Genomic DNA, 20,650 nt, shown 5'->3' with positions numbered 1-20,650 from the left:
CGGTCAGGCGGCCACATCTGGCGGTTCCGTCACGGCTGAGAATCTCAACTCCCTTCATCCTGAACCTCCACTGTGGGAAGAATCTGCGTGATCAGGTCTTTCCAAACCGGACGGCATCTGATGGTGAAATGCGAATCCGGATTTGTCTCCATCAGCCGGGCAATACCGATACACCCGGTCCGTACCATCTCTTCGTCAAAATCCGGAATTTCACTCTGCCCGATAGGAAAGGTTTCAGTCAGTTCCGGAGGGTACGGACCAAAGGGGGGCTTGAAGTAAAAGACTGAATCATATCCTTCGGTCTGTTTCTTTTTCATATGCCGGCTGAAACTGATCAGGGTTCGCTTCCCGGCGGTCAGTCGCCCGACCATCTGGTGATACCGGAGCACCTCGGTCCTTTTGCAGCTTTCATGACCACGATAAAAGAACCGGCGTTTTGTCTCCCGGTCAGATGCCGTGAGTTCTTCAGCATAGTGCATCAGGGCACGGTACCCACGAAGCAGGGCTGGATGACTGCGGCATCGCTCATCAACAAGTTCCCAGAGCACCCCGTCACGTACTGCCTGCCTCACCCGGTTTATCTCGGCAAGGGAGACCCGGAGGTTGTGCATGGCAAGAAGACGCTCACGATCAGGTGATTCGTTTAATTCTTTCGCGGTATGTCCGACACAGACCGGACAGGGACAGGGGAGATACGAGAGTTCGTTCAGATGATAACTCCCGTGGGTGGTCATGTACCGCCCGTCCTTTGCATAGAGAGCATACGCGGCAGAATCAAAAAGATCACAGCCCATCGCCACAGCCAGGGCAAACATGGAGGGGTGGCCGGCTCCAAAGAGATGAACGCAGACTGCCGGTGAAAGGCCCCGTTTTGCTGCCATAACAACATGAACCAGTTCCGCATACCGATAGGCCTCCATAAGCGGGACGACCGCACCGATCGGACAGAAGCGGAACCCCGCTTGCGATAGTATTCTCCCGGTCTGTTCCCTGAGATCAGGATTGAGTCCACCCTGAACCGGGGCAGCAAGCGTATGATGCTCATGATCCGCAATGGCTTTTGCTTCCATGATCCGATCCATGGTAATCGCAAGGTCCTTTTCCACCTTCTCGCGAGGAGTATCAGGATGGGTGGGAATATCAAGGGGGACGATGATGTCTGATTTGATTGCCTGCTGGAATGCAATGGTCTGGGCATTGGTAATCTCAACTTCCCCATAAACCGAGAGCTGAAAAGACCCTGAATCAGTCATAATGACACCGTCAAAATCCAGGGTCTTTGCAAGACCCTCAGTCAGGGCCCGCTCACGAAACTCTTCTGATCGGGAGAAGATGTACGCATTGGTGATGACCGCTTCAACACCCATCTCCTGCATCTCCCGCGGAGTGATCAGATTGAGATGCGGGTTTATCACCGGAAGCAGGGTCGGAGTTTTCACCGATTTGCCTTGTCCGGAGAGCTTTCCGATTCGTCCGGCTATGTCTTTTTCTAATATCTCAAAAGAGAGGGTCATATATGTCTGATGTGTGGCATAGATAGTCTCCAGATGATGCGGTTTTATGATTTTGGTTCTTAGTATTTGTTATCTCAACGATAAGGTACCTCCGGTACACATCAATGTTCTGAGTACTTTTTCGCGTAGAAAGGGGAGTGAAGAATAACCAATGGTTTTGCCCGCTTATTTACAACCCATTCAGATGATCACACAAAATGCAGGTCTAGTATGGACAGAAGGAATGAACCGGAATGAAAGACCGATTCAATTTTTTCACGAGGTATGGATCTGAACCGGGGCATTCATACTATGCAGGAATATGTACCTAATGATGAACCCGCATCAGTACATGCATATCGAAATCTGCAGGTACATATTCCTGGTATGAGTGGGTAGGATATCTCCAGGTAATGTGATGGTACCTATGCGGACCAGTATTGCAGATGTGACCGCCGATCATACAAACGGTGTAGAATACGCCGTCAGTGTCAGCAATCTATTATTTGCTTTTTTCTGTAAATATCTGCCCTTCAAAGGTAAATAACTGGACCGATGCCTCCTGCCAGCACCCTCTGGGCAGACCAGCCTTCATACAGGTGTGATCCAAAAATTCTGTCACATTCCACCCCCACTCCACAGGTACCTGAGGGAGCAGGAGGCCTGAACGACCGTATCCCCGTACGATAAGTCCGTGTTTTCCGACTATGACCGCACGAGGCCGGTCAGCAGGAGATGCTGTAAGAAGTTCCGGTTCGGTCAGGACTGTCACTTCAACTGAGATATCTGGAAGCTCCTTTGGGGTGACCGGGGGAAACCGTGGATCTCCGGTTGCTGCTGAGCAGGCTGCTTCCCGGATGGCATCCCGAAGCGGCATGACGGCATGAGGAAATCCGATACATCCCCGTAGGTCACCTTTTTTTGTCAATGTTACAAAGACACCGCGTTTTTGTGAGAACACCGGGGGAAATTCAGGTTCTGTATATGGTTCACGGGCAACATGTTCATGGAGTACATGGCGGGCATGTGAAAGGGCCAACTCCCCTTCTTCCGGAGTGAGAAGTTCCATATAGAGTGATAGTCCCCGGGACTATTTATATCAGGAGAAAAGAGGGGAGGATCAGAATGAGTCAAGAAGAGTCTTCAGTCCGGCTTTCCCAAGTTTGATTGCTAATTTTGGATTTGCTGCGATAATATTTTTTATGAGGTTTAATGTATTGAAATCTGAAAGATTCATTTTAGAGACTGAGTGCACTATGGCATTCAGATCATCATCATTCAGTTTGACAAATACCTCTTTGATCTGGTAATTTCTCTCAAGGGCCTTTCCAAGATATGATGCTCTCCAGGTTTCATCGTATGGCATCAGTGCCTGAGTCGTCGTGTTTCCCTGCTCAAGGGCCTTGGATCCGACCTCACCGGCAAGTTTTCCGGTATAGAGCGCTGCATAGATACCACCACCAGTCAGGGGATCTGATACCCGTGCTGCATCACCGACAATCATGAGACCGTTTGCAACCGTGCAGGAGAGTGGCTGACATATTGAAACACCCCCGGCGATGAGTTCAATTGTCTTTCCATTTGGGAAATTTTTCGCAACAAACCGGTTCAGGTAATCAATCGGCCGGTTCCCGGGCTTGCACCGGTCTCCCCCGATGCCAATACCCACATTTGCAGTCTTATCACCTTTCGGGAAGATCCAGACATAACCACCTGGCGCGATCGAATTCCCGACATAGAACTCGGTTGCATGTGGATCAATATCGATGCCGGTCATCAGATACTGGGCACAGGTCTCTATCTCACGGAGCGGGACGGTTGTATCAACGCCGCACCATCGGGAAAATTTTGATTCAACGCCGTCTGCTGCAATGGTCAGGCTGGCCCGGACTTCATGGACAGCTCCTCCCTGGTTAAGAAGGGCACCTTTTACAGCTCCATCTTCCATAATCGGAGATACTGCACGGGTTTTTACCTGGATCTCTGCTCCTGCACCGGCTGCCATCCAGACAAGATCCCGGTCAAAGATCTTGCGGTGGAGAACATATCCGACCTCTGCTCCCGCTTTTTCAGGTTCAAGTTCCATCTTAAACCCATCTGGTGCAATGATATTGGCCTTCTCAATCTCGGCTGCGATCCAGTGATCCTCAGGCCTGAAAAATTCATGCATGAGTGCCTTTCCGACTCCTTCGGCGCATCTGACCGGAGCTCCGATTGCAGGGCGTTTTTCTGTCAGGAGAACCGAATAACCCTTCTCGGCAAAGGTCTTGGCAGCAAATGCTCCACCCGGGCCTCCTCCCACGACAAGGACATCGTACTCGCGCTTCATTTCTTTGCCTCCAAGGCCCCTAACGGACAGACACGGACACAGAGTCCACAATTCTTACAGGTATTCGTATCGATATCCAGAAAGGCATCGACAAGTTCCAGTGCCCCTTCCGGACAAACCGAGACACAACAGCCGCAATAGGCACAGATTTCCCGATGAACCTCGATCATTCCGTATATGGTTGACGCGAAATCCTTTAATGATTCGGGTTTGGACCATCAGAGATCCGGGATCTCAAATGAACCATACTTCCCGCCACCACCAGGATGAAGGATAATGTTTCCTTCACGAAATGCCCTGATTGCATGTGAAAGACGGATATCCACCGATGCAATCGCTTCAGGAGAGGTCTTCATGAGAACCGTGATTTCATCTCCAAACTTATCTATGCATTGAAGATAGAGATCTCTGCAGCGCCGGGTAGCCGGGCTTTTCGTATCAAGGACCCGCTGGATGATCTCGGAAAGGGGGATGACGTGAAGATAGGGGGGGCGTTCTGAAATGATACCGGATGACAGAGACTCTGCACGCTCGGCAACTCCTTTCTTGATTCTGCCCCCGTCATCCGGACATTTCCAGGAGTAAGATATCGCCTCCTGTAAGGTATACTGCCGGAAACACCTGCTGCAGGCGGTCCGGTTATACTTTCCCTCCTCTGGGAAAAAGCCGACATTCATAACAATCTTTCCTTGCCTGATGGCAGAGAGCACACCATAGGAATCTGCCCGGTCCAGGGAAAGAACGGTAAACTCCCGACCCAGCTTAGACGGTTCAGGACTATGTGCATCAGAGTTGGTCAAAAATGGGACATGTGCAAGCTCGGTAATTCCTGCTCCGTACCGGCTGTCAGCTGACAACCCAAGCTCAAGCAGATCAACCGGTTCATCCCCATAACAGGATGACAGGGATGCATGAACAGCATATACTGAGGTATACGGAGTAAACGCATGGGCAGGACCACCGATTCCCCCCACTGCATGAACATGGGAGAGTATCTCCTCCCCTGAAAGGGGTACACGGGGACGGCCGTTTCTGTTCATATCCGAACTCATCGGCCCCAGTCTCCTGGCAAGGTCTTGTGCGGCATCAAAATCAGGGAGGAGGATCAGATGGTGGACCCGTCCTGATCCCTCGACCTCGGTGGTTGGAACAACGATGATGTCATCATCGACAGGGGTATCCTGCCACATCTGTCTCCATTCAGGATGGAGGATATCACCCGTCCCGATAACAGAAATCCCTTTTACCCTGCAGCCTCTGATGATCTCAAAAGGCACCATCCGGGGTGATGATGCCATGGAAAAACAGGAGTGGATGTGAAGATCAGCTGCTGCCTGCATACTTAGCCGATGTATGAAAGTTCTTCCTCAGACTTTTTCTCCTGTTCCAGAAGTCTTTGAAGAGCTACTTCCATCTCACCTGCCCGCTCGGTCAGTTTTGCATCATCTATCTCAATATTCAGAAGTTTTGTCAGAACTGAGAGAACCGTTGTGGCACTGCGGGGATCCACCAGGTATCCGGATGTCTCACCCATCAGGCATATTCCTTCAATGCCAAGCGGAATGGATAGTCCGAGCATCAGCCCTGCTGCACCGATAATGCCACCACCCGGTTCTCCCTCACTGAAAATTCCGCCTGCGTCCTCTACCTCCTGACGTAAATCTGCACGATTTACAGCGGCAATAACACGTGTTACCTCGTTGAAGTGACCAATTCCATATCCGCCTATGGTGTATATCCTTTTCACGCCCAGCTGGTAACAGATATCAACATACACCTGAGAGAGAAGATAATGCCCTTCCCCGGAGGTGCTCTGAAAATCTCCTACCAAAAAAAGATATGTCCCCTTTTCACCAGAATAGCGGTAAATTTCGTTATTACAGAGACGGACAGTTCCTCCTTCCTGAATAATGACCTGGGGCGGAAAATAAATTGAGTTGATTTCTGCAATCCGGACGGCTCCGAGTTCCTGGATCATATGCTCCGCAACAAGTTTTCCAACATGGCCGATTCCGGGGAGGCCTTCGATCATGATCGGAGCGGTTCTGTCTTCAGGAGCGATTGATTCCTCAAATCGTATGGTGATGTCTTCCATCATTGCAGTAATCCTTGTATTTTCGTTTAATAACACAGCAAATATGATAATGATTCTTCTGCCAGAGTAGAATCAGCGAATCATTCTCCGGTATTTTCCATACCGATCCTCCGGTGAATATCTGGCAGGATGGGGAGTTATTGTGGGTTTTCCACAACGGGAACAGACGTCAGAAAGAGTGTAAAGATTATCTGAGGGGCAGTATCTGATACGCCCTTTCATGTATGCTTCCCGGATTTCGCTTTCCGGCTGAACTTCCCTTCACCACCGGCCCGTTTGAGAACACCAATGGCAGCACTTGATGCCTTCTCAAGAGCTTTTTCGGCATCCTTGTAATTTGATGCAGTAACCTTGATGCGGTAATTGGGAGCTCCAAGATAGGTGATCTCTATTACTGCGCCGTCCACTTTTGGTTCTGCACTCCGAAGGGCACGCCTGATAATATTCACCCCATCCGACTTGGTCGACCTCAGGAACAGATCGCCTGATACCGTGACGGTTGGCAGTTTGACATTTTCAGTTGCGATGGTATACAGGGCATCAGCAAGCTTGGGATCTATTTTTAGTTTATTCAGGGCATCGCGGCCTTCTGTGACAAAGTCCTCAAAGGCAGCGTACAGCTCACCATATTCACGATAGAGTGCGCTTGTAATCTCCGGGACAGATTCAGGCCTTCCAGCTGCTTCTGCCGCAAATCCAATCCACTTCCGGGCCTTGGACTCATTCTTCCAGATACGGATCTTTTCACGGCGCTGATGCTCGTTGACGTCCTTTAAGGAGAGATCGATGTGACCTTTCTGGGGATCGACGTTGAGAACCTTGCATACAACCTTCTGCCCCTCACGGATGTGATCCCTGATGTACTTTATCCACCCACGGGCTACCTCTGCAATCGGGATCAGTCCCTCCCGGTTGTTATACTCGTCAAGTGTGACAAATGCCACGAAATCTTTTACATTCTGAACTGAACAGACGACAAGTTCCCCCTGTTCAGGCCACTCTCTCTCCTGCATCAGGCTCTCACTCAAATGCAGTTATAATCTCTGCTTTGATTTGTGCTTTACCACCAGTAGGGGTGGCAAGGTTTGAGCCACACACAATACAGTCAACCGGTGTACATGCCCGGTCAAAGATGATCTGTTCATTTTCACAGTCTGGGCATTTCACTTTCAGAAACGTACTCCGGTTTTCGCGTGCTAATTGTACCATGATAATTACTCCGATTACTCAGTCAGTTCGAACTTTCCTACCCGGAATCCGGCTCTCAGGTGGGCTTTCTTGCATGCAGTGCAGCGGTACCGGACATTCACCTTCTTTGTCGGCTTATCTCCTCCGGGAACCTTGGAGAATTTACCCATGTTCCCTACCTGTCCTCTCCGTGCCTTCTGACGATCGATCCAGTGAAGTCCGGTGGTTTTACCTTTTTTTACCTTCTCTACCTCATGCTCCTCATGTTTGTGGCAAAAGGGACAATATGTGCGGAATTTTGCTGGCATCTTCATGATTTTAGCCACTCCTCGTGTATAGAATACCTACATCATTAGCCCGGATGGATATTTAAGACTATGTCGCGTTCAACCAGAACCTGGGCATTTCGTGAAGGGAGCGTGAGGATATCTCCTGCTTCCATCTCATATGTCCGTCCGTCAATACCCATAAAGGGTTCCATGCTCGAAAGCGCTAATACGATATCATGTGCAAACGGAGCATCAGACGAGGTTTTTATCACCGGCTCAGAGGAATCGGACACATCTGCGCGGTCTGTATCCTCCAGGGTGGCTGGTTCAGAGACCGGAGGGGAGAGAGTCTCTTCAGCTTGCTGCACACGAATCTTATGAGGAGCGGCCTTCCACTCAATCAGCTGGGTTTTATTCTGCCTGATTGCCTCAACAATCCGGTTAAACATCTCAAGTTCTGCTGGAATCAGGGCTCGGAGTTCCTCACGCTCTATGTAGGAGCCTTCAGCCTGACTGAGCGCCAGTCCCACGATCTTATCCGTACGTATTTTGAAAATCTCCTCAATCGTAGCCCTGACACTGGATACTTTCTCAATAAGCAGCCGTGCCTCATCCGAGAACGGATCCTCATGATCATATACCTCCTGCTGAAGTGACCGGATATACGCAGTGGTCTTTGTGAAGAGATCAGGAGATATAGTCGTCAGTTCACCGGTATCCCGTTCTTCAAGGAGAATGGTTCGGAGTTCGTCAAGATGCATGATCTGATATCCCTCCGATCTCGGCCATACCCCTACAGCAGAGAAACATCCCGACTGCCTCAGGGACTTTTAACCGGCCTTTCCTGATATCATATTGTGAGCCCAGGAGTGAGAAGGAGTAATCGCGTTCTGATTCGATGATCACATCCCGCTCACCAAAAACGACTGCATCAATCAGCGGATCAAAATCATACAGTTCCTTGACTTCCATCGGAACCACTTTGAATCCTGACTTTGCATGAAGAGAACCTGGAAGCCGGATAAGTCGCCGGACATCGGTTGTGACCGGTTCATCAGCCTGCACGGCAGCATCCCGGATGTGGGGCAGAAGAGGACTCTCACGTTCCGTTACCAGCGCTGAAAATACGGTCTTTACCGTCTGGTCACGAAGGAGAATGGATGAGGGATTGGTATTAAGTAAGGATATAAGCTCAGGGATCATTACTGCAAACCGCTCGGCCATTACCTGACCCACACCCCGAAGTGAGGATACCTCTGCTTTCACCTCTTTCTCACTTTTCATGCTGAGTTGCTGCAGATACCTGGTGAGAAGGAGGCGAAACCGATCGTGCCATCCAGTTCTGCCAGGAGCCCAGTCATTGAGCACAATGGACGGACTGATGCCGGTACCGCATATATAATCAACCAGTTCTCTCCGCTCAGCCGGTTCAAAATCACGAAAGGCCAGTTCCTGAACGTGGACATGATATCCCCTGCCGCCTGAAAAGACCAGCCTGACCGTTCGCATATCGACCCCCAGCTCACGGTCAAGGATGTCAAGTAATTTTAATGCCTCCTCTTTGATCCGTCTGAGCATCTCTTCATACGATCCCCGCATGATGTGATCAGCATCAAGGTCAAAGATGAGGTCAGCGCCGAGCCATTCCTTATCACCCATGGTCGGAGCCTGGGGAGCCCGGTAATATGCCGTAGAATAATAGGCATGAGCAGGGATCAGGCTTTTTATATATTCCTGCATCTCCTCACCCGATGAAAAACCGATATGTCGTCTCATCCAGATATCATCAGGGTACCGGTCTTCAAAGAAGATAAAACCGAATTCACGTTCCTTAACCGATGAAGGGGCCGATATTCTGGCTTTGGAATAATAGTCGGTAAACCGCTGTTTGATAAATGTCCGGGTCGCAGGTCTCATACCTTACAGATCCTTTATCATATAGGGCCCTTTCCTGAAATACCCAAGCTTCCGATAATAGGGTCTGACTCCTATCCCTGCCATTATGGCGACATGCTCATACCCGCCATCGGCAGCACGTGTCTCGGCCTCGCTCAGGAGCCGGGCCCCGTATCGCCGGTGCTGCAGCTCCTCTCCCGATCCTTCCTGTCCGATGGGAACGACCATACCATACACATGAAGCTCACGGACAAATGCCGCATCTTCTGTTTCAGGACGCCAGGGATTACCTGGAAACCGCAGACGGGCAAATCCTATGAGAGAATCGTCAGATTCAAATGAGATGAAATGTTCCATGCCGCCACAGCACTCATACGGAAGGACTTTCAAAACCGGTTCAGCCTGTGATCGTCTCCGGCCAATCTCCCTGCACCTGATACACGAGCATCTGCCTCCTCTTCTGTGGAGACGATCCTTTGCAAGTTCGCGGAAGTTGGAATGAGGAGAACCGGCAAGTATTTTATCTGCCGGGATATCCCGCTGAATTCGCTGAAGTCTGCAGTATGGTGCAATCTGCTCCTTTGCATCCGCAACAAGATCGATGAGGGCCTCTTCATCATAGGGAGTAAATGCTCCGGTTTTATACAGTTCCTCGATCTTTGATCCTGGTGTCACAAGAGTGGGATATATCTTGAGAAAATCAGGTCTGAACCGGGGGTCAGCAAAGAGAACATGAAACATCTGCCGATCTAAGGCAGAGGTACTGCCGGGCAGATTCGGCATCATATGAAATCCGACTTTCAGACCTGCGTCGCGGAGCAGGGTATTTGCCATAACAGTATCTGCCACGGTGCAGCCACGAAGGTTCAGGGTCAGTATCTCATCGCTCAGATGCTGCACTCCAAGCTCTACTTTCGTAACACCCAGGTCCAGCATCAGGTCAATATGTTCTCTCCGGCACCAGTCGGGCCGTGTCTCAAAGGTAATCGCAACGCATCTGACCTTTGATGTTTCATTTCTTGAAAATATCTCCTCACGTGTCGTTTCAGGGAGAGAATGATCCGGGTATTCATTCATCGCACGGATACACTCGGTTACGAACCATTCCTGGTAGGAGGGGTCACGGGCGGTCATGGTCCCTCCCATGACTATGAGTTCAGCCTTGTCCACATGGTGCCCCAGCTCCTCAAACTGCGATAATCGTGCATGTACCTGGTCGTATGGATTAAAATTATGGGCAAAGGCACGTTTCGCTGCCGGCTCTCCACCGGTGTAACTTTGAGGTGACTGAAAGAGCGAGTCAGGACCGCCGGGACAGGGAAGACATATCCCATGCGGACACGGGGCAGGGGATGTCATCACTGCAACAGGGGCCACACCGGAGAGGGTTCGTGAGGGCTTTACAAGAAGAACCGGGCGAAGCAAAGGATACTCTTCCGGTGTGGCACATGAGAGAATATCAGAATTCCGGGGCACTACCGGGAGCCGGTATTTTTTGCAGACCGTCTTGACTATCTTACGGAGTTCTCGCTCACCGGGAGGAGTGGAGAGAATAAGAGAGATTATCTCCCGGCAGGCGGGGGTGATGTCCATGAAATTAGTTCTCAACAGCTATCTCAGAAGGTGTGGACATTTCATGGGAAAAACCTAACATCGCCGGCTTACGGGTAATGTGATCGACAATCTCCTGACCGAGAATAAGAATCGCCTCCTTATGAGACTTTTTGTTTTTATGAATATGCACGGGTGTGATATTCAGCGAATTATAGCGATCTGTTGGGATTGCCTCGTTGGTGATGGTTTCGTAGTACTTCCTGACATGAATAAACAGCATATGTAAATGTAGCAGCTCCTCTTTCTGCACTCTATCACCTAGAACAGTCAAGTGGTATCTTCACCGGGAATGACATATAGGTTATGGGAATATTTTATTAAAGGGAAGATGCAGATGGGCGCATAAATCGCTAACTCCATGATCTGACTCTTTTTTTCTGCGCACCGTCGGATAACGGAACCGGACAGTTCCATCAGTGAGTATATCGTGGCAAACCATCCGGAAGCGGGACAATCCGCACCAAAACCGGAGATGGTCCTGTTCTGCATGCTATGGGATCGCTCTCAAGGACCTCAGTGATGATGTACTTTTGCCCCTCCATCACCCCCGCCGGATGACATGCCGCAAAGAAATCACATGCTTCATCACATTCGGGGAACTTCATCTGAATCGTTGTGTTTTTCCTGGCTAATTCAGGAGACACACGTATTTCAACCGGTGCCTCAGTGACATCAACGGTTACCGCACCGCCATGATGAACCGGACACCGGTGGGAGGCTGCACGGATAGCAACAACTTCGTAACGGCGTCCGGATTCCAGATTATGGCAGACTCGTGCGATGGTACATGACTCACACTGATCCGCCCGCCCCATATACACAAACTGGGTTCCCGGTTTTGCATATACTGACCCAACAATTGTAACCCGCGATTTTTTCTGTTCCATATCCTATTCCTCATATAACATATGCACAAGATGCTCTGCTGATTCCCGGGTCAGCCCCATATCCAGGATGGTGAACCGCTCAGGTCGTATATCACGTGCTTTCATCAGGGCCTCAACGACGACCTCATCAGGAATATTCAGGTGCCGGGGTGTCGTAGGTGCACCAATTCGCGCAAGTGATGAACGAATCGCACGCCAGTCACCACCATGAAGATACATCGTCATGATAGACCCGATCCCACATGCTTCACCATGTAATGCTGCCCCTGGCATCAGACGCTCAAGGGCATGACCAAACTTATGTTCTCCTCCGGAGGCAGGACGCGATGAACCGGCTATTGCCATCGACACCCCAGATGAGACCAGGGCCTTGACAACAATCCAGGCTGCCTCTTCCTGACCTGGTTTAATAAGATTTGCATCCTTTACCAGGATCTCAGCGGTCATCTTTGAAAGGGCAATGGCATACTCACTAATCTGCTCCCCCCTGAGCCGGTGGGCCAGTTCCCAGTCAAGGATGGCAGTGTAATTGGAGATGACATCAGCACACCCTGATGCCATGAGTCGGTGAGGGGCCTGTGATATGATCCCGGTATCTGCTACAACTGCTATCGGTGGGTGGGCACCGACGGATACACTCCCGGTTTCAGTAGGAAGCGTCGCCCGTCCTGAAATGATACCGTCATGCGATGCTGCTGTAGGAACACTGATGAAGGGCTTACCCTGGTTGTACGAGACAATTTTGGCGCAATCAATAACTCTCCCCCCGCCAACACCAATAAGGAAATCAGCCGGCAAAGAGGCCTGACTACATGCCTCAAGAGTTTCGGTATCCAGTTTTCCCGCAACAAAGCGCCTGACTTCATACTGATCCTTTAAAATATCTGCAACGGTATTTCCCGCTACTTCACGGGTGGTACCGCCAGATATGATAAGGACTGACCGGCCTGGTCTGATGTCCGCGATGATGTCAGGCAGTTGCATAATCGCCTGATGACCAATCAGAACATCCCGTGGAAGCTGGGTCCATCTCGATTTATTGAAGCCATCCGGCTGCAATACCTGTACCGGGTCTGTGCTCATGGAGTTCTCAACTCATGATTAGTGAATTCATCTACAAATATTACATCGATCCCATCACGTATGATAACTCATATAATATCGTTAATACTCTTACCTATGCGTTTATCCTGCTGATATGCACGTGGCTGGTTTATCGGTGGCTGGAGTTAAACCATATCTCCATTGACCGGGAATTTGTCTTCTCCCTGATCCCATGGGTTGTATTTGGAGGATTTCTGCGTGTTGTCGAGGATACCGGATATATCACATCTGATCTCCATGTTGTGTTAATTACCCCTCTGATCTACTTTCTGATCTTTGCAATAGCAATGCCGGTTCTCTCTGGTTCACATGTACTTGAGAAGAGAGGGGTGATTTCATCCTGGAAACGAATCTTTTTCCTGACCGGAGTCGTGCTTTCGGGTGCAACACTCAGCTTTCTCATCTGGTTTGGTCTGACCCATGCTCATCTGGATCTCCTGGTTGCGATAACGATCATGGCAATGGCACTCGGGACATCAGGTCTTTTATATGCGGTCATCAGGTATGGATTCGGATGGACATATATCCAGGACCGGTTATATCAGATACTCATATTCGGGCACATGCTTGATGCCAGTGCAACCTCGTATGGGATTGATCTGCATACCATACCGTACAGTGAAAAGCATGTGGTAGGATCAGCACTGATAGACCTGACCGGAACGGCATTTGTGATGTTCCCACTCAAACTACTCGTGCTCGTTCCGGGGATTTATATTCTCGAACTCTACCGGCGTGACGGGGCATCAGGTATCTGGTACCTGATTCTCCTTGCCATGATTATGGTCGGTCTTGCCCCTGGCATCAGGGATATGATGCGAATGGTGCTCTATGTCTGAAACATTAAAAATAACACATTACCTGGCAATATCAGGTATTATCCTTATTGCCGGATTTATTGCGGGATTTGCTGTATCAGCCGTTAATCCGGCATTTGGCGAATCATTGACCACTCTCTTTCAGGAGATGCTCGCAGACCAGATAATGGATGATGACCCTCCGATCCTGGCCCTCCAGCTCTTCCTGAATAACCTTGAGGCATGTGTTGTTATATTCATTGGCGGGGCATTTTTTGGATTTATTTCTGTAGCTATTCTGCTGCTCAATGGTGTAATCATTGGTGCCGTGCTGGAGATAGTCAGAAAAGAAGCAGGTTATCTGGCCCTTATGGCTGCTATTGTCCCTCACGGCATCTTTGAACTTCCCGCAGTTATTGCATCAGGTGCACTTGGTCTGATGATGGGGCGGGCGGTCAAGAATGAATTATCCGGGATTTCTGATGCATCATTGGAGGCATGGCACCTTGGGGGATACTTTGTGAAATATATCATCCCATTCGTTGCCATCGCAGCAGTTATAGAGGCATTTATCACACCAGCCGTCTTACAGATGGTGACATAGGAGCTCATGAATGGAGGAACAGGAAGGAACGCTCCCTCAAAAGGCAGATTTCTCAAGCTGGTACAATGATATCCTCTGGCGTGCGGAGATCATGGATGTCCGCTACCCGGTAAAAGGACTGTATGTATGGTTCCCGTTCGGGTTTGGTATCCGAAAACGGGTATACGGTATTCTTCGGGAATTGCTTGACCGTGACCATGAGGAGACTTTGTTTCCACTGCTGATACCTGAACCTGAGTTCATGAAAGAGGCTGAACATATCAAGGGATTTGAAGATGAGGTATACTGGGTTACTCATGGCGGAAAAACTCCTCTTGATATCAAACTCGCCCTTCGTCCGACGAGTGAGACGGCCATTTACCCAATGTATGCTCTCTGGGTACGATCTCATGCCGATCTTCCGATAAAAGTCTACCAGATAGTTAACACGTTCCGGTACGAGACGAAACATACCCGTCCGCTCATACGGCTCCGTGAGATCACCTCATTTAAAGAAGCTCATACGGTTCATGCAACCTGGGATGAGGCAGAGACTCAGGTTGAGGATGCGATTGCCAGGTACAGGGAGTTTTACAACCGGCTGAATATTCCGGTCCTGATATCCAAACGTCCTGACTGGGATAAATTTCCCGGTGCAGACTATACTATTGCCATTGATACCATCATGCCTGATGGCAGAACTCTCCAGATAGGGACCGTCCATCACCTGGGTGATCACTTCTCAAAAACCTTTGGTATTCAGTATGAGGATACCAAAGGCCAGCAACAGTACTGCCATCAGACCTGCTACGGAATTTCAGAACGGTCAATTGCTGCACTTATCAGTATGCATGGTGATGATCGCGGTCTGATGCTCCCGCCTGAAGTAGCCCCGGTGCAGATCGTTATTGTCCCAGTCATCATGAAAAAACGCGAGGAAGAGGTGATACAGGCTGCAGAACTACTCGAACGGGAATTAAAAGACGCAGGATACCGGGTGAAGACTGACAACCGGGACCTTCGGCCTGGTGCAAAATATTATTACTGGGAGATGAGAGGCGTTCCACTCAGACTTGAGATCGGACCGCGGGATCTGGACAACGGAGTTGTAATGGGAGTTCTCCGATCGGGCGGGAAAGAAGCACTCCCCCGTGCTACGATCCTGTCAGAAGTTGCAAGAAAGATGACCGGGTATACTGATACCCTGCAGAAACGGGCTGAAACCCATATCAGGGATCATCTGTTCATGATCAGAGATGTATCTGCTCTTTCAGAGCATGTGTCAAAGGGTGTTGTAGCAGTTCATTGGTGTAAAAACCGTGCATGTGCAGACCGGCTTGAAGAGATTGCTGATGCAAGTGTCCTGGGAACAGACGTCAGGACCGATCTTATCGACAGAACCGAAGGGGACTGCATCATCTGTGGGAAACCTGGATCTGTGGTTACTCTGGTCGGACGATCCTATTAATCTTTTTTCGATATCCGTATAGACTTGGTATGCTCATTTCTATAGTATAATGACCGAATTTCCTGCTGCACTGACAATAGCCGGTTCTGATCCGTCCGGAGGTGCCGGGATTCAGATGGATCTGAGGACCTTTGCAAAGACCGGTGTGTGGGGAATGGCAGTCATTACCGCACTCACTGCACAGAATGCGGCACAGGTAACCGGTTCATGGCCTTTGGAACCTGTTGTTGTGCAGGAACAGATACGGTCTGTTCTTGAAGATATCACACCAGGGGCAGTCAAAACCGGTATGCTTGCAAATGACCGTATAATTCAGGTTGTATCAGAAGGGATAGCAGAAGGTATTCCACTTGTTATCGATCCGGTCATGGTATCCACTTCCGGGTTCAGACTCCTCGACGCGGATGGAATAAACACTCTTTGTAACCGGTTAATACCAGAAGCATTCCTTGTAACACCCAATATCCCGGAGGCAGAAATCCTGTCGGGAATAGATACCATCTCTTCACCTGAAGAGATGGAGAAAGCAGGGGAGATCATCATGGATATGGGAGCAGAATATGTCCTGGTAAAAGGAGGACATGGAACCGGCCATGAATCAGTTGATCTTCTCATCTCTGAAAGAGGAGTGATCTCGTATAAAGCCCGCCGGTTACCCTACGCAGTTCACGGGTCAGGATGCTCTTTTTCTGCGGCAATTACCGGTTATCTTGCCCAGGGCCATACCATACAGACTGCATGTGAGCAGGCAAAACAGCTCATCAGTATCGGTATTATCAGGGCAATCTCTGGAAAAAGCGGACATAAAATAATTAATCCGTAAGGAACTCTGTTCCTGATTCCTTCTGGAAGCATTTCATTACCCTTTCTAGTTGAAGCCGGATTTTTGAATTTTCCAGATTACTACCGCTCATGGGGCATTAACATATATATAGCAGGGAGCCGAATACCCACACTAATTGTATAAAACAGGGTTCTCATTCATTCCAATATGAGGTATCCCTGAGTGAAAAGGGTTTTTTCAGGAGAACAATCAGGTTCAGAAGGAATAGTATATGGTAAAAAAATGGGTGTACTCATTCTCTGAGGGTGACGGGAAGAATAAAAAATTACTTGGTGGTAAAGGGGCGAATCTCTGTGAATTAACCCAGGTCGGGATACGGGTTCCACCCGGGTTTGTCATTACGACCGAAGCCTGTCTGGCATTTCTTGCTGATCCAGAGCGCAGACTCCCTGAGGGACTCATGGACCAGGTCCGGGAACAGCTGACTCTCGTTGAGCAGGTAACGCATAAAAAGTTTGGGTCAGAGCAAAAACCCCTCCTCCTTTCTGTCAGATCCGGGTCTGCCATGTCCATGCCTGGAATGATGGATACTATCCTTAATCTAGGATTAAATCATGACACGTTGAAGGGTCTTTTGGCTGATACCAGGAATGAACGATTCTGTTATGATGCATACCGGCGATTCATTCAGTTATTTGGAAAAGTTGCCCTTGGAGTCCCTGACGAACTATTTGACGAGGAGTTTGATACGATAAAAAAATCCGCACAGGCGATGCAGGATATCGATCTGTCAGCTCAGGACCTGGAGAAAATATGTCACGCATTCCTGCAGGTTGTTCAGCGATATACCGGTAAACCATTTCCCCATGATCCTTATGATCAACTTGAGATCGCAATAAAGGCCGTATTTCAATCATGGATGGGAAAAAGAGCGGTTGATTACCGTAGAGAGTTTAAGATTACCCCGGATATGGCAAACGGGACTGCGGTGAATATTGTAGCCATGGTCTTTGGGAATATGAGTAATAACTCGGCGACCGGCGTTGGATTTACCCGTGATCCCGGGACCGGAGAGAATGTCATTTTTGGGGAATATCTGGTAAATGCCCAGGGTGAGGATGTTGTCGCAGGGATCAGGACTCCGAAACAGATTATGGCAATGGCAGAAGAAATGCCTGATATATTTAAGGAATTACTGGATCTTCGCAGGAAACTGGAATCGCATTTTAAAGAGGTTCAGGATTTTGAGTTCACCATTGAAGAAGGGGTCCTGTATTGTCTTCAGACAAGAAACGCGAAGATGAATGCAACGGCCATGGTCAGAACATCGGTGGAGATGGTCCAGGAAGGACTTATTGATAAAAACCAGGCGCTTCTTCGGATAAAACCAGAAATGCTTGAACAACTGCTCTTCCCACGACTCCATCCCGGGGCAGACGTGAAACCGGTTGCAAAAGGACTTCCCGCATCCCCGGGCGGTGCATCGGGAATTGCAATTTTTGATGCTGACCGGGCCGAGAAGATGGGGCGTGACGGGCATAAGGTGATCCTGGTCAGGGAAGAGACAAAACCAGAAGATATCCACGGATTTTTTGCATCACAAGGAATACTGACAAGCCGGGGTGGAAAAACATCACATGCGGCTGTCGTTGCCAGGGGGATGGGAAAACCCTGTGTGGCAGGAGCCGAAGGTATCAGTGTTGATGTCCAATTACGACAGGCGACAATCGGCGATGTCAGGATCTCTGAGGGAGATGTTATTACGATAGATGGCTCGACTGGTGCGGTATACCTGGGAGAAGTACCCCTGATTGAGGCAGAATTTAGTGAGGAACTTGCAACCCTTCTCTCATGGGCAGATAATATCGCACACCTTCAGGTCATGGCAAATGCTGATACACCTCATGATGCAAAGCGGGCACTGAAATTTGGGGCAATGGGAATTGGTCTGTGCCGGACAGAGCGAATGTTCAATGATCCATCCCGTCTTCCGATTGTCATTGATATGATCATTGCCGATACAAAAGAAGAACGACAAAAGGCACTTGATAAACTCCTCCCTATCCAGCGTGATGACTTCAAACATATCTTCTCAATTATGGCACCAAGGCCGGTCACTATCAGACTGCTTGATCCCCCCATTCATGAATTTTTACCACAGGAACAGCAGCTTATCGACGAGATTGAGATACTTCGAAACCTGCGAAAAAATCTTCGCGGACTTCGTGTTCTTTCTGATACGGTGGCATTCATGTATCAAAACGATCCGGATCATCCAAAGGTGATAACACCTGCTGATCCTGAGCTTTTAGATGCCGTTATTCTTAAAAAAGAGATGATGCTGAATAAGGTCAGATCCCTTCATGAGGTCAATCCCATGCTAGGTCACCGAGGAGTCAGGTTAGGGCTGACTTTTCCGGAGATATACTCTATGCAGATACGGGCAATTTTAGAAGCTGCCGCAGAATGCCGAATAGAAGGGATTGAGGTTCATCCAGAGATTATGATTCCCCAGGTATGTACTGCACAGGAGCTGAAACGGGTAAAAGAATGGGTGACAGATATTCATGCCCAGGTAGAGGCATCATACAAAATATCCATATCCTGTAAATTTGGCTCGATGCTTGAGGTGGTTCGTGCCTGCATGCGGGCAGAAAACCTGGCAGAAGAGGCTGAATTCTTCTCGTTCGGTACAAATGATCTCACCCAGGCAACCTTCTCATTCTCTCGGGAGGATGCCGAGAACAAGTTTCTTCCGATGTATAACATGAACCATATCCTCCAGGACAATCCTTTTGAAGTACTTGATGTCAAAGGAGTAGGAAAACTGATGGAACTGGCGGTTCAATGGGGAAGAGCAATCCGACCAGGGATGAAAGTTGGGATTTGTGGTGAACATGGCGGCCATCCGGCATCAATTGAGTTCTGTCACCAGATAGGACTGACCTATGTTTCATGTTCAGGACCACGAGTCCCGATTGCACGACTTGCAGCGGCTCATGCGGCAATTAAATCCGCGTAATTTTTTCCACTCTTATTACGTCTTTTTCTTAGGGACTTTTATGATATCCGCTGCACTTCCCAGATCAGACTGTGTCTGAATAAAATAATTTGTTGCAGGAGCGGTACTCTCCACCTTTCCGGTTGATTGATCAATATCCCCCTCAATACTCTCTATTCCTTTCAAAGTTGCATCCATGGCACGAAGGAATAACTCCCGTGACTTTTTATAGGTATCAGATAATGTCATCTGCTCTGCAGCAGTTTTTGATTGGACGGCAAACGCTTTCATCGATGAGAGTTCATCAGCCGTCATTCCCTGATACGGTTTGATGATCTTTTCGTTTTGTGAATCAAGCTTTTCAATGGCATCAATAACTAGTGCTTTGTACTCTTCATCCTGTGCACCACCGGTACATCCGGCAACATACAGAAAACATGCGAGAATCAGGGAAAGGAAAAGATATTTCGTACGATTCATAATATGGTGATGAGCTTTTTTCATTATTAAAAGATCCATAGTGTTCCAAACCGAAAAAATCTCATGTTCATTACCCACGTGGAGAAAATTGTGGATCACACATGAATACTATCACCATATCACGAGCCTGCACCGGGGAGTGCAGATAATTCAGAGGAGTGTATGTACTATGGTAGCATATGAAGAATCGGCTGATATTGTATTTCAGAACGGAATTGTTTTTAATCCCTTTACCTGTGACTGGATCAGGGAAGATTTTGCAGTACGTGACGGGATTATTATCGGGACAGGGGCAGCTTATCAGGGAAGAAAGGAGGTGGATCTCAGATCTTCGTACGTAGTGCCTGGCTTTATTGATGCCCATGTCCATATTGAAAGTTCACTGTTATCTCCGTATGAATATGCCCGGCTGGTTATGCAGCACGGAACAACGACCGTGATTGCCGATCCTCACGAGATAGCCAATGTGTGCGGAACAGCAGGTATTGATTACATGGTACGGGCACACCAAACTCTTCCGCTTGACATACTGATAATGCTCCCATCCTGTGTACCGGCCACACCACTTGATGAATGTGCCACACATCTTACGGCAGATGTCCTTTCCCCGTATATTGGTCAGGATGGTATTTTAGGGCTTGGTGAGATGATGAATGTTCCTG

At 48.9% G+C, this 20,650-nt stretch carries 23 protein-coding genes; 6 read left to right on the top strand and 17 right to left on the bottom strand.

Annotated features, from left to right (window positions below; all coding sequences use genetic code 11):
- Positions 1-44: 44 nt before the first annotated feature.
- From tgtA to PLA23_RS01550, 16 genes are all read right to left on the bottom strand, one after another.
- A complete protein-coding gene (gene tgtA, locus PLA23_RS01625) occupies positions 45-1,514 on the bottom strand; it encodes a tRNA guanosine(15) transglycosylase TgtA (protein WP_324473723.1) in 1,470 nt (489 codons plus the stop codon).
- Positions 1,515-1,995: 481 nt separating this feature from the next.
- Positions 1,996-2,562, bottom strand: a complete 567-nt coding sequence (locus PLA23_RS01620) for a TIGR00296 family protein (protein ID WP_324473721.1) — start codon at positions 2,560-2,562, stop codon at positions 1,996-1,998.
- Between the two features lie 51 nt (positions 2,563-2,613).
- Positions 2,614-3,822 (bottom strand): NAD(P)/FAD-dependent oxidoreductase, encoded by a 1,209-nt coding sequence (locus PLA23_RS01615; protein WP_324473719.1) that lies wholly within the window; start codon positions 3,820-3,822, stop codon positions 2,614-2,616.
- Positions 3,819-3,992, bottom strand: coding sequence for a 4Fe-4S binding protein (locus tag PLA23_RS01610; protein ID WP_324328112.1), 174 nt, complete (start codon positions 3,990-3,992; stop codon positions 3,819-3,821). The genes PLA23_RS01615 and PLA23_RS01610 overlap by 4 nt, the downstream gene beginning before the upstream one ends.
- 48 nt (positions 3,993-4,040) lie before the next feature.
- The gene (locus PLA23_RS01605) at positions 4,041-5,162 is read right to left on the bottom strand and encodes an endonuclease Q family protein (RefSeq protein ID WP_324473718.1); all 1,122 of its coding nucleotides are present in this window, start codon (positions 5,160-5,162) and stop codon (positions 4,041-4,043) included.
- Positions 5,163-5,164: 2 nt separating this feature from the next.
- On the bottom strand, positions 5,165-5,920 hold the full coding sequence (locus PLA23_RS01600) for a proteasome assembly chaperone family protein (RefSeq protein ID WP_324328108.1): 756 nt from the start codon (positions 5,918-5,920) through the stop codon (positions 5,165-5,167).
- 69 nt (positions 5,921-5,989) lie between these two features.
- Positions 5,990-6,139, bottom strand: a complete 150-nt coding sequence (locus tag PLA23_RS01595; protein ID WP_324328107.1) for an RNA-protein complex protein Nop10 — start codon at positions 6,137-6,139, stop codon at positions 5,990-5,992.
- A complete protein-coding gene (locus tag PLA23_RS01590; protein WP_324328105.1) occupies positions 6,136-6,930 on the bottom strand; it encodes a translation initiation factor IF-2 subunit alpha in 795 nt (264 codons plus the stop codon). Before PLA23_RS01590 ends, PLA23_RS01595 begins: the two co-directional genes overlap by 4 nt.
- A gap of 7 nt (positions 6,931-6,937) precedes the next feature.
- Positions 6,938-7,126: a 30S ribosomal protein S27e gene (locus PLA23_RS01585; protein WP_324473716.1), complete on the bottom strand. Its 189-nt coding sequence runs from the start codon at positions 7,124-7,126 to the stop codon at positions 6,938-6,940.
- 14 nt (positions 7,127-7,140) lie between these two features.
- The gene (locus PLA23_RS01580) at positions 7,141-7,419 is read right to left on the bottom strand and encodes a 50S ribosomal protein L44e (RefSeq protein WP_324328104.1); all 279 of its coding nucleotides are present in this window, start codon (positions 7,417-7,419) and stop codon (positions 7,141-7,143) included.
- 38 nt (positions 7,420-7,457) lie between these two features.
- Positions 7,458-8,135: a hypothetical protein gene (locus PLA23_RS01575; protein ID WP_324328103.1), complete on the bottom strand. Its 678-nt coding sequence runs from the start codon at positions 8,133-8,135 to the stop codon at positions 7,458-7,460.
- Complete coding sequence (locus tag PLA23_RS01570) at positions 8,125-9,291, bottom strand: DNA primase small subunit domain-containing protein (RefSeq protein WP_324473715.1); 1,167 nt, start codon at positions 9,289-9,291, stop codon at positions 8,125-8,127. The genes PLA23_RS01575 and PLA23_RS01570 overlap by 11 nt, the downstream gene beginning before the upstream one ends.
- A 3-nt stretch (positions 9,292-9,294) precedes the next feature.
- Entirely contained in the window at positions 9,295-10,863 is a 1,569-nt protein-coding gene (locus PLA23_RS01565; RefSeq protein WP_324473714.1) for a tRNA uridine(34) 5-carboxymethylaminomethyl modification radical SAM/GNAT enzyme Elp3, read from the bottom strand.
- Between the two features lie 4 nt (positions 10,864-10,867).
- Positions 10,868-11,104 (bottom strand): UPF0058 family protein, encoded by a 237-nt coding sequence (locus tag PLA23_RS01560; RefSeq protein ID WP_500884466.1) that lies wholly within the window; start codon positions 11,102-11,104, stop codon positions 10,868-10,870.
- 193 nt (positions 11,105-11,297) lie between these two features.
- Complete coding sequence (locus PLA23_RS01555) at positions 11,298-11,771, bottom strand: UPF0179 family protein (RefSeq protein ID WP_324328096.1); 474 nt, start codon at positions 11,769-11,771, stop codon at positions 11,298-11,300.
- A 3-nt stretch (positions 11,772-11,774) separates the two neighbouring features.
- A complete protein-coding gene (locus PLA23_RS01550) occupies positions 11,775-12,854 on the bottom strand; it encodes an NAD(P)-dependent glycerol-1-phosphate dehydrogenase (RefSeq protein ID WP_324328095.1) in 1,080 nt (359 codons plus the stop codon).
- A gap of 14 nt (positions 12,855-12,868) precedes the next feature.
- Between PLA23_RS01550 and PLA23_RS01545 the strand changes: the two genes are divergently transcribed.
- The 5 genes from PLA23_RS01545 to ppdK all read left to right on the top strand — a co-directional run bounded on the left by PLA23_RS01545 (position 12,869) and on the right by ppdK (position 19,529).
- Positions 12,869-13,714, top strand: a complete 846-nt coding sequence (locus PLA23_RS01545) for a DUF63 family protein (RefSeq protein ID WP_324473712.1) — start codon at positions 12,869-12,871, stop codon at positions 13,712-13,714.
- A complete protein-coding gene (locus PLA23_RS01540; RefSeq protein ID WP_324328092.1) occupies positions 13,707-14,276 on the top strand; it encodes a stage II sporulation protein M in 570 nt (189 codons plus the stop codon). The genes PLA23_RS01545 and PLA23_RS01540 overlap by 8 nt, the downstream gene beginning before the upstream one ends.
- A 10-nt stretch (positions 14,277-14,286) precedes the next feature.
- Positions 14,287-15,723: a proline--tRNA ligase gene (gene proS, locus PLA23_RS01535; RefSeq protein WP_324328091.1), complete on the top strand. Its 1,437-nt coding sequence runs from the start codon at positions 14,287-14,289 to the stop codon at positions 15,721-15,723.
- A 49-nt stretch (positions 15,724-15,772) separates the two neighbouring features.
- Positions 15,773-16,546, top strand: a complete 774-nt coding sequence (gene thiD, locus PLA23_RS01530) for a bifunctional hydroxymethylpyrimidine kinase/phosphomethylpyrimidine kinase (protein WP_324473710.1) — start codon at positions 15,773-15,775, stop codon at positions 16,544-16,546.
- A 232-nt stretch (positions 16,547-16,778) separates the two neighbouring features.
- Positions 16,779-19,529 carry a pyruvate, phosphate dikinase gene (gene ppdK, locus PLA23_RS01525; protein ID WP_324328088.1) on the top strand — a complete coding sequence of 917 codons (2,751 nt, stop codon included), beginning with the start codon at positions 16,779-16,781 and terminating at the stop codon, positions 19,527-19,529.
- Between the two features lie 15 nt (positions 19,530-19,544).
- On the opposite strand, the gene PLA23_RS01520 is transcribed toward ppdK, so the two are convergent.
- Positions 19,545-19,988 carry a hypothetical protein gene (locus tag PLA23_RS01520; RefSeq protein WP_324328086.1) on the bottom strand — a complete coding sequence of 148 codons (444 nt, stop codon included), beginning with the start codon at positions 19,986-19,988 and terminating at the stop codon, positions 19,545-19,547.
- 169 nt (positions 19,989-20,157) lie between these two features.
- On the opposite strand from PLA23_RS01520, the gene PLA23_RS01515 reads away from it, so the two are divergent.
- Positions 20,158-20,650: amidohydrolase family protein (locus PLA23_RS01515; protein ID WP_324473708.1), on the top strand; the 493-nt coding region annotated here is incomplete at its 3' end.

Origin of the sequence: Methanospirillum sp. (assembly GCF_035406105.1) — an archaeon.
Classification (GTDB): domain Archaea; phylum Halobacteriota; class Methanomicrobia; order Methanomicrobiales; family Methanospirillaceae; genus Methanospirillum.
This window is presented reverse-complemented; position numbering and strand designations above follow the sequence as displayed.

What these genes read in the sequence shown, in the direction of transcription:
- tgtA (WP_324473723.1), bottom strand. Translation starts at nt 1,514, where the DNA reads ATGACCCTCTCTTTTGAGATATTAGAAAAAGACATAGCCGGACGAATC.
- PLA23_RS01620 (WP_324473721.1), bottom strand. Translation starts at nt 2,562, where the DNA reads ATGGAACTTCTCACTCCGGAAGAAGGGGAGTTGGCCCTTTCACATGCC.
- PLA23_RS01615 (WP_324473719.1), bottom strand. Translation starts at nt 3,822, where the DNA reads ATGAAGCGCGAGTACGATGTCCTTGTCGTGGGAGGAGGCCCGGGTGGA.
- PLA23_RS01610 (WP_324328112.1), bottom strand. Translation starts at nt 3,992, where the DNA reads ATGATCGAGGTTCATCGGGAAATCTGTGCCTATTGCGGCTGTTGTGTC.
- PLA23_RS01605 (WP_324473718.1), bottom strand. Translation starts at nt 5,162, where the DNA reads ATGCAGGCAGCAGCTGATCTTCACATCCACTCCTGTTTTTCCATGGCA.
- PLA23_RS01600 (WP_324328108.1), bottom strand. Translation starts at nt 5,920, where the DNA reads ATGATGGAAGACATCACCATACGATTTGAGGAATCAATCGCTCCTGAA.
- PLA23_RS01595 (WP_324328107.1), bottom strand. Translation starts at nt 6,139, where the DNA reads ATGAAAGGGCGTATCAGATACTGCCCCTCAGATAATCTTTACACTCTT.
- PLA23_RS01590 (WP_324328105.1), bottom strand. Translation starts at nt 6,930, where the DNA reads ATGCAGGAGAGAGAGTGGCCTGAACAGGGGGAACTTGTCGTCTGTTCA.
- PLA23_RS01585 (WP_324473716.1), bottom strand. Translation starts at nt 7,126, where the DNA reads ATGGTACAATTAGCACGCGAAAACCGGAGTACGTTTCTGAAAGTGAAA.
- PLA23_RS01580 (WP_324328104.1), bottom strand. Translation starts at nt 7,419, where the DNA reads ATGAAGATGCCAGCAAAATTCCGCACATATTGTCCCTTTTGCCACAAA.
- PLA23_RS01575 (WP_324328103.1), bottom strand. Translation starts at nt 8,135, where the DNA reads ATGCATCTTGACGAACTCCGAACCATTCTCCTTGAAGAACGGGATACC.
- PLA23_RS01570 (WP_324473715.1), bottom strand. Translation starts at nt 9,291, where the DNA reads ATGAGACCTGCGACCCGGACATTTATCAAACAGCGGTTTACCGACTAT.
- PLA23_RS01565 (WP_324473714.1), bottom strand. Translation starts at nt 10,863, where the DNA reads ATGGACATCACCCCCGCCTGCCGGGAGATAATCTCTCTTATTCTCTCC.
- PLA23_RS01560 (WP_500884466.1), bottom strand. Translation starts at nt 11,104, where the DNA reads ATGCTGTTTATTCATGTCAGGAAGTACTACGAAACCATCACCAACGAG.
- PLA23_RS01555 (WP_324328096.1), bottom strand. Translation starts at nt 11,771, where the DNA reads ATGGAACAGAAAAAATCGCGGGTTACAATTGTTGGGTCAGTATATGCA.
- PLA23_RS01550 (WP_324328095.1), bottom strand. Translation starts at nt 12,854, where the DNA reads ATGAGCACAGACCCGGTACAGGTATTGCAGCCGGATGGCTTCAATAAA.
- PLA23_RS01545 (WP_324473712.1), top strand. Translation starts at nt 12,869, where the DNA reads ATGATTAGTGAATTCATCTACAAATATTACATCGATCCCATCACGTAT.
- PLA23_RS01540 (WP_324328092.1), top strand. Translation starts at nt 13,707, where the DNA reads ATGTCTGAAACATTAAAAATAACACATTACCTGGCAATATCAGGTATT.
- proS (WP_324328091.1), top strand. Translation starts at nt 14,287, where the DNA reads ATGGAGGAACAGGAAGGAACGCTCCCTCAAAAGGCAGATTTCTCAAGC.
- thiD (WP_324473710.1), top strand. Translation starts at nt 15,773, where the DNA reads ATGACCGAATTTCCTGCTGCACTGACAATAGCCGGTTCTGATCCGTCC.
- ppdK (WP_324328088.1), top strand. Translation starts at nt 16,779, where the DNA reads ATGGTAAAAAAATGGGTGTACTCATTCTCTGAGGGTGACGGGAAGAAT.
- PLA23_RS01520 (WP_324328086.1), bottom strand. Translation starts at nt 19,988, where the DNA reads ATGAATCGTACGAAATATCTTTTCCTTTCCCTGATTCTCGCATGTTTT.